7 protein-coding genes are annotated in these 13,102 nt (G+C 72.2%); 5 read left to right on the top strand and 2 right to left on the bottom strand.

Annotated features, from left to right (window positions below):
* Positions 1–75 precede the first annotated feature (75 nt).
* From D7V97_RS04990 to D7V97_RS04975, 4 genes are all read left to right on the top strand, one after another.
* Complete coding sequence (locus D7V97_RS04990) at positions 76–1,458, top strand: MATE family efflux transporter (RefSeq protein ID WP_120609443.1); 1,383 nt, start codon at positions 76–78, stop codon at positions 1,456–1,458.
* An 87-nt stretch (positions 1,459–1,545) separates the two neighbouring features.
* Complete coding sequence (locus D7V97_RS04985; protein WP_120609434.1) at positions 1,546–1,926, top strand: two-component system response regulator; 381 nt, start codon at positions 1,546–1,548, stop codon at positions 1,924–1,926.
* A 100-nt stretch (positions 1,927–2,026) separates the two neighbouring features.
* On the top strand, positions 2,027–3,046 hold the full coding sequence (locus tag D7V97_RS04980; protein ID WP_120609433.1) for a hypothetical protein: 1,020 nt from the start codon (positions 2,027–2,029) through the stop codon (positions 3,044–3,046).
* A gap of 79 nt (positions 3,047–3,125) precedes the next feature.
* On the top strand, positions 3,126–3,518 hold the full coding sequence (locus tag D7V97_RS04975; protein WP_120609432.1) for a hypothetical protein: 393 nt from the start codon (positions 3,126–3,128) through the stop codon (positions 3,516–3,518).
* Positions 3,519–3,533: 15 nt separating this feature from the next.
* On the opposite strand, the gene D7V97_RS04970 is transcribed toward D7V97_RS04975, so the two are convergent.
* Together D7V97_RS04970 and mprF are read right to left on the bottom strand one after the other, a co-directional pair.
* On the bottom strand, positions 3,534–5,075 hold the full coding sequence (locus tag D7V97_RS04970; protein ID WP_120609431.1) for an AcvB/VirJ family lysyl-phosphatidylglycerol hydrolase: 1,542 nt from the start codon (positions 5,073–5,075) through the stop codon (positions 3,534–3,536).
* Entirely contained in the window at positions 5,072–7,618 is a 2,547-nt protein-coding gene (gene mprF / locus D7V97_RS04965) for a bifunctional lysylphosphatidylglycerol flippase/synthetase MprF (RefSeq protein ID WP_120609430.1), read from the bottom strand. Before mprF ends, D7V97_RS04970 begins: the two co-directional genes overlap by 4 nt.
* Before the next feature lie 478 nt (positions 7,619–8,096).
* Here mprF and D7V97_RS04960 point away from each other — a divergent pair, with 478 nt between their 5' ends.
* The gene (locus D7V97_RS04960) at positions 8,097–13,085 is read left to right on the top strand and encodes a non-ribosomal peptide synthetase (RefSeq protein ID WP_120609429.1); all 4,989 of its coding nucleotides are present in this window, start codon (positions 8,097–8,099) and stop codon (positions 13,083–13,085) included.
* The last annotated feature ends 17 nt before the right edge of the window (positions 13,086–13,102 follow it).

The raw sequence follows: 13,102 nt of genomic DNA, 5'->3' as shown, positions 1-13,102 counted from the left end.
CCGGAGTGCACCTTCCGGCGCCTGCCCGGCTGGTTGAAAACAGGGGGGCGCTCGCGCACAGTGGGCCCCGCCTCCATGAACACTGAAGTCGTCGCGAACTCCCGTCAGGAGCCCGGCCTGTTCCGGCTCACCTGGCCCATCTTCTTCGAGATCTTCCTCTTCATGCTGATGGGCACGGCGGACACGCTGATGCTCAGCGGTGTGTCCGACGCCGCCGTGTCCGCGGTGGGCGTCGTCAACCAGTACGTCTTCATCTGCATCCTCATCATGGAGGTGGTGAGCCACGGCGCGTCCATCGTCGTGTCCCAGTACCTGGGCGCGAAGCGGGGCGCGGAGGCGTCGCGCATCGCGGCGCAGGCCATCACGATGAACTTCCTGCTGGGGCTGACGGTGAGCGCCGGGCTGCTCTTGTCGGGCGACACCATCCTCGGGCGGATGAACCTGGAGGCGCAGACGCTGTCGTACGCGCGCACCTACTGGCACATCGCGGGCGGGTTCCTCTTCCTGCAGGCGCTCATCAACGTCTTCTCCAGCCTCATCCGCACGTACGGCTTCACGCGGCAGTCCATGTTCGTGGCCATGGGCATGAACGTGGTGCACGTGCTGGGCAATTGGGTGCTCATCTTCGGGCACCTCGGCGTGCCGGGACAGGGTGTGGCGGGCGCGGCGATGTCCACGGTGCTGAGCCGCGCGCTCGCGCTGGGCGTCTTCGGGTGGCTGCTCTACCGCGTGATGGACGTGCGCATGGCCCGCCGCGACTTCGTGGCGCTGACGCGCGAGTACGTGCGGAAGATATTGCGAGTGGGCGTGCCGTCGGCGGTGGAGCAGCTGACGTACCACGGGTGCCAGACCGTGTTCCTGTACTACGTGACGTTCCTGGGCCCGGCGGCGCTCGCGTCGCGGCAGTACGCCAACGCGATGTCGCAGTACGTGTTCCTGTGCAGCCTCGCCATCGGGATGGGCACGTCCATCATCGTCGGGCGGCTGGTGGGCGCGAACCGCTCCGCGGACGCGTACGCGCGCGTGCTGACGAGCCTCAAGTGGAGCGTGGCCATCACCGTGGGCGTGGACCTGACGGCCATCCTCTTCCGCGAGCCGCTCATCCACCTCTTCACGCACGACGGGGACATCCTGCGAATGACGTCGCAAGTGCTGGTGCTGAGCCTCGTCCTGGAGACGGGGCGCTCGTTCAACCTGGTGCTGGTGAACGCGCTGCGCGCCGCGGGCGACGCCACCTTCCCCGTCTACATGGGGGTGCTCTCCATGGTCTGCATGAGCGTGCCCCTGGGCTACTTCCTCGTCTTCCACCTGCAATTGGGGCTGGCCGGCGTGTGGCTCGCGGTGGCCGCGGACGAGTGGACGCGCGGCCTGGCCATGTGGCTGCGCTGGCGCAGCCGGGCGTGGGAGCGCCAGTCGCTGGTGACGCCGCTGGAGGCGCCGCCGGTGCTGGCACACTAGCGCCGGAGTGTCTGCCAGCCTCCTCTCCTGCCCACCCGTCGGGCCCCCGGCGTGCACCCGGGGGGCCCGGAGGTATAAGGTTCAGCGGTGGACGCCCTGGACCATCGGTCGACGTTGCTCGTCGTGGAAGGCTACGACGACCTGCGTGAGGCGCTGGTGGCCCTCCTGGTGTTGGAGGGCTACACGGTGCTGTCGGTGGCCACCGCCATGCAGGCCCTGGACGTGCTGACGCGGCTGCCCCGGCGTCCCGCACTCGTGCTGCTGAGCCTGATGCTGCGCAACCCGGAGGACCAGGCCTTCCTGTCGCGCCTGAAGGGGCTGGAGTCCGGGCCCCGGCTGCCGGTGCTGGCGCTGACGGCGGACCCGGACCTCCAGGCGCCCCTGCCCGGGACGGTGGGGCTCCTGGGCAAGCCGGTGCGCACGGAGGTGCTCCTGGCCGCCGTGGACCGCTACCGCGCCCGGCATTGAGCGGGCGGGACGTCCGGTTCCACGCAACTCGGGGCGCAACCGGGCGATAATCCTCCAACGGCCACCACCGTCACGACGGTGGTTCGAGGGGGAAGTCTTCATGTCCAGAATCGGCGAAGCGAGTGGCAGTGCATCCGCGCGTGTGCAGCAGGCCCGGACCCAGGAGGTCCGCCCTCCTCCGCCGCCCCCTGCCCCTCCTGGCACGAGCCGCACCTCCGACACCTTCGAGTCCGCCACGGCCGGACGCCGGGGCACGCCCGCGCTGGGCTCGCCCACGCCCGCGACCACGCCGCTGCCCGTGGGGACGGCCGGCACGCAGGTGGTGACGACCGACACGGTGGCCACCTACCAGGCAGGCCCGCCGCAGCGGCCGGACATCCACCACGACAACGGCTTCCTGCAGAACCCGAACGACCCCAACGACCGGACCCCCATCGCCACCCAGAGCCCGGGCGTGGGCGACTACGCGGCGCGGGCCGAGTGGGAGGGCCGGCTGGCCGCGGGGCGCGCCATCCAGGGCGTGCCGGGCGTGCCGCACAACAACATCCCGGACGGCCTGGACACGTACGACCACTTCCTGCACGGCAACGGCGCGGACCGGCACTTCAGCTACGAGCGCTTCGTGTCCACGGACCCCGCGGGCCAGGCGGTGCTCACCAACTCCACCCGCGACACGCAGCAGGGCGCGGAGGCCTACTACAACCAGCTCGTCGCGAATGATCCGTCGCTCGCCAACCGGCCGGTGACGTTCCAGATCACCGGCTCGCAGATTCCGGTGGGCTCCAGCGAGCAGTTCCCGTACCCGGAGACGGAGAACTGGCAGAAGGCCATTGGCGGCCACAACGTGTGGAACAGCGCCACCGTCACCGTCTACCCGCCGGAGCAGCCGGGTGGGCAGCCGCGCTTCTCCATGGACATGACGTTGCACGCGGAGGACCGCTACAACTTCAACCCGGGCCAGCACGACATCGCCACGGGCGCGCCGGACGCGGCCAACGGGCGGCTGGAGCGGACCGGCCTGGGGCACCAGTACACCAACTACGGCACGCTCCAGCGTCAGGTGACCTGGACCCAGGGGAGCCCTGAGAATGCGGTCTCGCGTCCCATCGGCGGCCGCTAGGCGCGCGCTCGCTTCCACCCTGCTGCTGGGGTGTGTTTCGCTGGCCTGTGACGACAAGCCTGCTGCCGGGAGTGCATCCATGACGACAGAGACGGCCGCTCCGGCCGCGAAGACGGGGACGGACCTGGAGACGCTGCAGAAGCTCGTGACGCTGCCGCGCCGCCCCCAGGCGGTGCAGTGGCGCAGCTCCGCGCGGGGCATCCCGGGCGGCCTGGGCCCCACGGACACGCAGCTGCTCGCCGTGCTGGAGTACCCGGCCGCGGACGTCCAGGCGCTGCTGTCCACGCTGAAGCCCACGCGGCTGACGGCGAAGGTGGATGACGGCGGCTGGCTGCCGGAGGCCACCCGCGAGGCGCTGAAGCAGGCCACCGCCTACGAGGCGGCGCCCTTCTTCAAGTCCCCCCTGAACCAGGGCACCGTGTTCCACCTGCCGAAGTCGAACACCTTCGTGCTGGTGCTCTTCACCACGTAGTCCGGGAAGGCACGCTCAGGGGGACGCCGCGCCCAGCGCCTGCAACACGAGGCGCGCGAGGGCGGCGTAGTCCCCGTCGAAGTGGTGCCCGCCCTTGAGCAGCGTGGCGCTCGCGCCGGGCACGTCGGAGAGGGAAGGACAGAGGCTGTCGGACCGCTCCTCGTCGCCGTAGAGGCAGAGCACGGGGAGGCCCTTCAGCCCCTGCACGTCCGGGAGCACGGGGTGCGTGGGGCGCCCCTTGCCTCCGAAGATGTCGGTGACGTGCACCTCGAGCTCCGCCTCCTTGCCGGGCGCGATCAGCACGAGGAGCCGCAGCCGGCTTCGCAGGTCCTCGGGCAGCCGCGAGGCGATGAGCGGTACCACGTCCGCGCCGCGCGAGTAGCCCAACAACACCACGCGCTGCTTGCCCCAGGCGGGAAGGAAGTGCCGCAGCACGCGGGCCACGTCCTCGGCCGTCTCCTCTGGCGTGCGGCGCTTCCAGAAGTAGCGCAGCGAGTTCAGGCCCACGACGGGGAGGCCCTGCGCGGCCAGCGCTTCGGCCACCGAATGATCCAGGCTGGCCCAGCCGCCGTCCCCGGTGACGACGAGTGCCAGGGTGTCCCCTTCCCCCTTCGACGGCACCTCGATCAGGGGCAGCCCGTCCACGGACGCATTCCCCACGAGGGCGCCCGGGCCCGCGTCCGGAGGGAGCGGCGTCGCGACGGGAGGCAGGTGTTCGGAGTCGAGCGGCACGGCGGCGGCGGCGTACGCGGCCCACAGGGCGTCCTGCCATGCGGACACGGGCATGCGGCGCAGGCCAGGGCCGGGCACCGTCAGCACGCGGCCGGGCTTCAGGGCACGGATGAAATCATGCGCGGCCTTCACGCGGTGGCCCGCGTCGTGTTCCGCGACGAGCAACACCCAGGGCTCTTGCAGCGTGCGCGCCGGGGCGAGCCGTTCGTGGGTGCCCTTCTCCGCGCGGGATCGCACGAGGCCCGCGCCCGGACAGAAGGCCGCGGACGTCATCAGGTCCGGCGTGAAGTCCACGCTCACCGCGCCCCGGAATGTCCCCGGCGGAGCCTGGGCGAGCGCCGCGGAGGCCAGCGCCGCGCCTACGCCGTCCCCCACGACGACGGGGTGCAGGTATTCGGGCAGCTTCGCGTGCTGCTGGTAGCCCTGGCTGAGCACCTCCAGGTCGCCGGCCGGATACGCGCACCGCGAGCCCTTCTCCAGCGCGCGCAGGTAGGCGTTCGCGTCCACCGCGAGCACCAGCGCGCCGCGCGATGCCAGGGACCGTGCCAGCTCCAGGCCCCGCCCCTGATCCGCGGGGCCGTCCGCCAGCAGGAGCGCCACCGTCGTGGGCGCCCGCGCGGGCGTCACCACCGTGACGTGGCCGAAGCGGCCTCCGGGGTGCAGCGTCTCGACGCGCGGCGCCGCGGGTTCCGGAACGGGGGCAGGCCGCGGAGCCGTCGGGGCCACCGGGGCGGTCGGCGCCGCGCAGGTCTGGGCTCCGGGGAGCAGGGCCACGGACAGCGCCACCACCGCCCCCACCACGAACCAGCCCGCGCGGGTCTTCATCGCGACACCACTCCTCCCAGCCCGCGCGACACCAGCGAGGCCACGCCCGCGAGCACTCCCGGCAGCGCGAGCCCGCCCGGCGACGCCAGGTAGCGCGGCGCCCACTCCGGACGGAACTTCTCCTTGTACTGGCGCAGCCCCTGGAAGTTGTAGAAGTGCTCGCCGTGCCGGAACACGAGCGCGCCCAGCCGGTTCCACGCGGGCGCGAGCGTGCGCTCCCCGAAGCCGCTGAAGGGCGCCATGCCCAGGTTGAAGCGGCGGAAGCCCTGCTGATGGCCCCACAGCATCAGCGACGTGAAGAGGTAGTCCATGGCGCCGTGCGGGCTGCCGGGCAGGTAGCGCATGAGGTCCACGCTCAGCTCCTCCTTCGTGTCCGGAGCCCACACGTTGGCGAAGCCCGTGAGGACGCCGTCCTTGCACACCACGGCCACCGGCCCCTGCTCCAGGTAGCGCGGGGAGAACCAGCCCAGGCTGAAGCCCTTCTCCCGCGTGTGCTTCTCCGCGAGCCACGCGTCGGAGATGGCCTGGAGCCGGGGCAGCAGCTCGGGCACGGACTCGCGCGGCTTCACCTCGAAGGTCCAGCCTTCGCGCTCCAGGCGGCGCAGGCCCTGGCGCAGCCCCCGGCGCTCCGGCCCTTCGAGGCAGAAGTCCGTGAGCGGCACCGTGGCCTCTTCGCCCAGCTTGAGCAGCGTCAGCCCCAGGTCCAGGTAGCGCGGCAGCGCGCCGGGGCCGACCTGGTAGAAGCACGCCCAGCCGTGGTGCCGGTCCGCCAGTTCGCGGAAGCGCCACGCCAGCTCCGTCGCCGCATCCGCGGGCCCCACGGGGTCCCCCATGGACACCCAGGCGCGGCCGGACACGCCATACATGAGGAACGCGGAGCCCGCGTCGTCGAGCAGGAGCGACTTGTCCCCCACCAGCGCCAGCGACGCCATGGACTCCGACGCGTTCGCCACCAGGGGCCGCACCCGCCGCAGCTCCTCCGTCGTGGGAGGGTGCGTGCGCGGGCTGGCCGGACGCAGGAGCGCGGCCACACCCGCCACCGCCGTGACGCCCAGCACGCCCACGCTCGCGCGCAGGAAGCGCGGCGCGTCGCCGGAGAAGGTGAACTGCCACCAGAGATCATGGCTGTAGCCGACGTGCCGGTACGAGAAGAACCCCAGCCACACCGACGCGCCCACCACCGCCACCGCCGCCAGGAGCCACCCCGGGCTGAAGGCCTCCGCGAAGAGCGACGTGTGCCGGTAGAACTGTTGATGGAACGGCGCCAGCGCCGCGGCCAGGAGGAGCAGCAGCGACGCCTCCTCGTAGTCCACGCCCTTCACCACCGAGAACACCGCCCCGGCCACCAGCAGCACCTGCGTCAGCACGTAGGCCGCGTCCAGCCGCCGCTGGAGCCCACGCGCGAGCAGCAGCAGCGACAGCCCCACCAGACTGCCCAGCAGGTGCGACACCTCCAGGAGCGGAAGCGGCACCCACCGACGCAGCACCGCCAGCCGCTCCGTCTCCGCCGGGGTGGCGCCGGAGAACAGCAGCACCGCGCCGGCCACGAACGCGACCGCCGACGCGGCCCAGGGCACCACCGGCGCGAACGAGCTGTGCACCACCTGCGCCAGCCGCGAGAGGTGGTGACGGCGCTGCCACACCTCATGGCCCGCGAGCAGGAGCGCCGCCACGGTGAAGGGCACCAGGTAGTAGACGAGCCGGTAGACGAGCAGCACGCCCACGACCTGTGGCGCGGGGACATGCGGCGTGAGCGCCGACAGCATCACCGTCTCGAAGACACCCAGGCCCGCGGGCACCTGGCTGACGATGCCGGCCAACTGCGCCAGCGCGAACAGCGCGGTGAGCGACGGCAGGGACACGCCACTGTCCGCGGGCAGGAGCACCCACAGCACGGACGCCGCCAGCAGCCAGTCGCCGCACGACACCACCAACTGCGCCAGCGCCCGCGCGGGCGTCGGAAGCGTCCACTCCAGCCCGCGCACGCGCAGCGGCTTGCGCACGACGGCGCAGGCCACGAAGTAGCCCGCGAGCACCCACCACAGCACCCCGCCCAGACCGCGCGCCAGGAGCGGAGGGAAGGACAGCACCCCGCCGCCGCCTTCCACGAGCAACGACGTGCCGGTGACGGCCGCGAGCCCCAGCCAGAACGTGAGCGCGTTGAAGGCGGACACCCGCGCGACGTCCAGCGCGGTGAGCCCCCAGGCGGAATACAGGCGGTAGCGCACCGAGCCGCCGCTCAGGAACGACGCGCCCAGGTTGTGGCCGAAGGCATAGCCCACGAAGGACGTGAACCCCACCCGGGGGTAGGGCAACCGGTGCCCCGCGTGGCCCAGTGCCAGCACGTCGTACAGCGTGAGGGCCACGTAGTTCACGGCCGTGACGAGCAGCGCCAGGAGGATGCGCGCCGTGGGAACTGCCGCGAGCCCCGCGGTCACATCCTCGCGCCGGAAATGGGACAGCTCGCGGTGCAGCACGTACGCCGCCACGCCCAGCAGCAGCAGCGGCAGCACGGTGATGAAGAAGCGTTGCACCTTCGGCATGCCCGGGTCTCCCGACGGGAGCCACAGCACTCCGCGTGCCACGCGCCATGGAGTGGAACACAGGGGCAAGGCCGTGCCCGAAATGCCCCACCCGGGGCATTCCGCCCCACCCTTCCGGGCAGGAATTGGCTCCGGGCGCCTGCGATTGAAGACGGACAGGGTTTCCGATGCAATCAGTTGCACCAGGGAGCCACATCGTTCCATGCGAACCCGATGTGACACATCCCTTCCCTGCACGTTGGCCGAGGGGCGCTTCCAACCTGGGACGACGGGCATTCACGCGCATCTGGCCAGCGGCGAGAACGATCCGGTAACATCCCGGATGCTTCCCAATCGCCGGCAATCCAGCAAGGGCATGGAACCCCCTCCACCCAGGCTTTCCGGCATCACATCGTGAGAGACAGCCCCCGTGTCATCTCCAGACAAACCTGTCTTCCCGGCTGAACCGGGAGCGGGTCATGCCGCCCGTTCCTCTCCCATGGAAGCCTCCTGGCTCACGGCCCTGGTCGAAGCCCGGGCCACGCGGACGCCCGACGCGCTGGCGGTGGTCACCGATGACCAGCGACTGACCTACGGGGCGCTGGATGCACGCGCGGAGGTGCTCGCGCTTCAGCTCCAGGCCCTGGGCGTGGGGCCCGAGGACCGGGTCGCCGTGTGTGCCCCCCGAGGGCCGGCGCTGATCATCGCGCTGCTGGGCACGCTCAAGGCCGGGGCGGTGTACGTGCCGCTGGACTCCGCCTGGCCGGCGGAGCGGCTCGCGACCGTGCTGGAGGACTCGGATGCCCGGGTGCTCGTCACCGACGGGCAGCCGCTGCCCGGGCAGGAGGGGCGGAGCACCGTCGTCGTCGACCCTTCGGCGCCACTGCCCTCGGGTCCCCGGATCCGGGTGACGCCCGGGGTCGCCCTCACGTCGGAGCGCCTCGCCTACGTCATCTACACGTCGGGGACCACGGGGCGCCCCAAGGGCGTGGCCGTCACCCACGGGGCCGTGCGGCACTTCACGGAGGCCTTCGTCCGCGAGTTCGCGCTCGCGCCCGGTGATCGCGTGTCGTTCCTCGCGTCGCCCGCGTTCGATGCCTCCGTGCTGGAGGTGTGGCCCGCGCTCGCCGCGGGGGCGAGTCTCCACGTGCCGGACGACACCGCGCGACTGGTGCCGGAGCGGCTCCAGCAGTGGCTGGTGCAGCGGGCCATCCACGTCTGCTTCCTGACCACCGCGCTGGGCGAACAGCTCGCCTCGCTGTCCTGGCCCGCGGCCCCGACCCTGCGCGCGGTGCTCACCGGCGGCGAGGCGCTGCGCGTCCGTCCGCACGCCTCCGCGCCGTTCGCCTTCGTCAACTGCTACGGCCCTACGGAGACGACCGTCTTCGTCACGCGGCAGCGCATCCTCGCGGAAGGCAGCGCACCGCTGGCCATCGGCAGGCCCTTCGACGGCGTGTCCGTCCACCTGCTCGATGCAGCGCTGCGACCCGTGGCCCCTGGCACGCCCGGAGCCCTCTTCATCGGAGGCGAGACGCTGGCGCGCGGCTACCAGGACGACCCCGCGCTCACGGCGCGCCAGTTCCTCCCGGATCCGTTCAGCCCGACCCCGGGCGCGCGGATGTATCGCACCGGAGACCTGGCACGCACGGGCGAGGAGGGCGCGCTGGAGTTCCTGGGCCGCGCGGATCAGCAGGTGAAGCTGCGCGGGCACCGGGTGGAGTTGGGAGAGATCGACGCCGCCCTGGCCCTGCTCCCGGAGGTTCGCGCGAGCGTGACCGTGCTGCGCGAGGACACCGGCACCGAGCGCCGGCTGGTCTCCTATGTGGTGCCGCGCGGAGCCGCCACGCCCGCGACGCTGCGCCAGGCCCTGCGCGCGAAGCTCCCCGAGCCCCTGATCCCCGCGACGTTCGTGCTCCTGGAGTCCCTGCCGCTCACCGTGGCAGGCAAGGTGGACCGGGCCGCCCTGCCCGTGCCGGAGGCCGAGCCGCGAGCGCCCACCCAGGACGTCGCCCTCACGCCCACCGAAGCGCTCCTGCTTCCCGTGTGGCGGCAGGTGCTGCGGTTGGAGTCCGTGCAAAAGGATGAGCACTTCATGGACCTGGGCGGGCACTCCCTGCTCGCCGCGAGGCTGGTGACGGAGCTGCGCCGGCACCTGGGACGCGACGTGTCCCCGCGCGTCGTCCTGGAGACCGGGACGCTGGCCGGGCTTGCGCGCTGGCTGGACGCCGCGCCCAGCTCCACGCTGCCGCCCGTCACCCGCGCGCCGGACACGGACGGTCCGCTGTCCTTCGCGCAGGAGCGGCTGTGGATCATCGACCAGCTCGTTGACGACGCCGCGCTCTACAACACGTCCGTGCGGCTCCAGTTCCAGGGGGCGCTCGACGTCGCCGTGCTGACGCAGGCGCTCACGGAGGTGCTGCGCCGCCACGAGGTGCTGCGGACGGGCTTCATCGCCCGTGACGGCCAGCCCCGCCTCCACGTCGTTCCTCCCGGGCCCTTCCCGTTGGAGGTCGTCGACTTGAAGGACCTCTCGGATCCGGGCGCGGAGGCCCACGCCCGCGAGCAGGCCCAGGCGCGCAAGCCCTTCGACCTGCGACAGCCGCTGCTCCTGCGCGGGCTGTTGCTGCGGTGGAATGACCAGCGCTCCCACCTGCTGCTGACCGCGCACCACGCCATCTTCGACGGCGCTTCGGTGGACCTGCTGCTGCGGGAGCTGGAAGCGCTCTACCCCGCCTTCGCGGAAGGCAGGCCCTCGCCGCTGGCGGACCTCCCCGTCCAGGCGCGCGACGTCGCCGCGTGGGAGCGCGCGCAGCTCCAGGGCCCCGAGCGCGAGCGGCTGTTGTCCTGGTGGACGGAGCACCTGGGCGGAGAGCTGCCGGTGCTGGCGCTCACGCCGGATCATCCCCGGCCGCCGGTCCAGACGTTCCACGGCGCCACGCTGACGCGCGCCGTGCCCCGAGGGCTGCTCGCGGACCTGGAGGCCCTGGGCCGACGGGAGCAGGCCACGCCGTTCATGGCGCTGCTCGCGGCGTACACCGCGTGGCTGTCGCGCTACTCGGGACAGCGGGACGTGGTGGTGGGCACGCCGTTCGCGGCGCGCGCGCCACCCGAAGCGAAGGGGCTGATGGGCTTCTTCGTCAACACGCTCGCGCTGCGGATCGATCTCCAGGGAACGCCCACGTTCCGCGAACTGCTCACGCGCGTGCGGAGGGTCGCGCTCGCCGGCTACGAGCACGGCGCGCTGCCCTTCAACGACGTGCTGGGCGCGTTCGGTGCGCGGCGCGAGCTGTCCCACTCACCGCTGTTCCAGGTGATGCTCGTGGTGCAGGACAGCCCCGCGCCGGCCCGACTCCAGCCAGGGTTGACGGTCGCCTCCGCGGGAGAGATCCACACCGACAAGGCCCGCTTCGACCTCACGCTCGTGGTCGACTTCCCGCCGGAGGGGCCCACCTTCTCGCTCGAATACAACATCGACCTGTTCGAGCCCGGCACCGCCGCGCGGATGTTCGACCACTTCGTGGCGCTCCTGGGCGCGGCCGTCGCCCGGCCTGATCAACCCTTCGACACCCTGCCCCTGCTCTCCGCCGGGGAGCGGCAGCGGATGCTGGAGTCCTGGAACGACACCGGCACCCAGGCACCCGTGGGGTGCAGCCACGTCCTCTTTGAAGCGCAGGCTCGCCGCGAGCCCCAGAAGATCGCGGTGCAGTCCGGCGACGTGCGCTGGACGTACGGCGAGCTGGAGGCCCGCGCCAACAAGGTCGCCTCGCACTTGCGCGGCCTGGGCGTGGGACCGGAGGTGCGCGTCGGGCTCTTGATGGAGCGGAGCCCGGAGCTGGTCTGCGCGGTGCTCGGCATCGTGAAGGCGGGCGGTGTGTACGTGCCGCTGGATCCCGCGCATCCGGACGACCGGCTCACGTTCATGATGACCGACTCGCGCATGCGCGCGGTGGTGTCCGGTTCGGGCCTGGGCGCACGGGCGAAGACGCTGGTCGCGAGCATCGCGGCCCAGGGTGCTCCGGCGCCAACGGTGGTGGACTGGACGGGCGACGCGGATGCCCTGGCGCGCGCGCCCTCCACTCCGGTGGACAGCGGCGTGGGACCGGAGCACCTGGCCTACGTCATCTACACCTCCGGCTCCACGGGCCGCCCCAAGGGCGTCGAGGTGGAGCACCGGGCCTTCTACAACCTGGTGCTCGCGAAGATTGAGGGCTTCGGCATCTTCCCGGACAGCACCGTGCTGCAGTTCGTGTCGTTCGGCTTCGACGTCTCCGTGTCGGACGTCTTCATGACGCTCGCGGTGGGCGCGAAGCTGCTGCTGCGTCCGCCGGACGTGGTGGGCGGTCCGGAGCTCGCGGACCTGCTGCGCAAGGAGGCCGTCACCGTCATCGTGCTGCCCGCGTCCGTGCTGGCCACCCTGCCCGCCACGGAGCTGCCCGCGCTGCGCTCCGTCATCGCGGGCGGCGAGGCGTGCTCCGCCGAGTTGGTGGACCGCTGGGCCAGGGACCGCCGGTTCATCAACGCCTACGGGCCCACGGAGACGACCATCTGCACCACGATGGCCCGCTGCCAGCCCGGCGGCGGCGCGCCTCCCATCGGCCGTCCCATCCCGCACGCGCGCGTGTACGTGCTCGATGCGCGCCACGAGCCCGTGCCTCCGGGCGTGACGGGCGAGCTGTACATCGCGGGCGCGGGGCTGGCGCGCGGCTACCTGGGCCGGCCGGACCTCACCGCGGACCGGTTCCTCCCGGATCCGTTCGCGCACACGCCGGGCGCGCGGCTGTACCGCACGGGCGACCTCGCGCGCTTCCTGCCGGACGGTTCGCTGATGTTCGTGGTCCGCGTGGATGATCAGGTGAAGATCCGCGGCTTCCGCATCGAGCTGGGCGAAATCGAAGCCACGCTGCGCCAGCATCCCGGCGTGCACGAGGCCCTGGTCGCCGTCCACGAACGGGGCCCGGGCGGCAAGCAGCTCATCGCCTACGTCCTCGGCACTCCAGGCACGACGCCCGCCCTGGACGTGCTCCCGCGCTTCCTGCGCGAACGGCTGCCTGAACACATGGTGCCCTCGGCCTTCATCGCGCTGGAGGCGTTCCCCCGCACGCCCAACGGCAAGGTGGATCGCCGCGCGCTGCCCGTCCCCGCGCACGACGCGCTCCAGCGGACCGCGCCGCCCGTCGCCCCGCGCACGCTCACCGAGGAGATCCTCGTGGAGATCTGGTGCGAGGTGCTGCGCCTGCCCACGGTGGGCGTGGAGGATGACTTCTTCGCGCTCGGGGGCCAGTCCATCCTCGCCACCCAGGTCATGGCCCGGGTGCGCGAGCGCTTCGAGCTGTCCCTCTCCGTGCGGGTGCTCTTCGAGGCCCCCGTCCTCGCCGCGCTCGCCGAACGCATCGAGCAGGCCCTCATCGACGACATCGGCGCCCTCAGCGACGCCGAGGTCGCCCAGGCACTCGACACCGCTCCGACCGCGCGCCCCCGCGCCTCCTGAGTTCCGCCGTCCCCCTC

It is taken from the genome of Corallococcus sp. CA053C, from assembly GCF_003611675.1.
Classification (GTDB): Bacteria; Myxococcota; Myxococcia; order Myxococcales; family Myxococcaceae; genus Corallococcus.
Note: the sequence above shows the minus strand (reverse complement) of the source record. Positions and strands in the feature narration are given on the sequence as shown.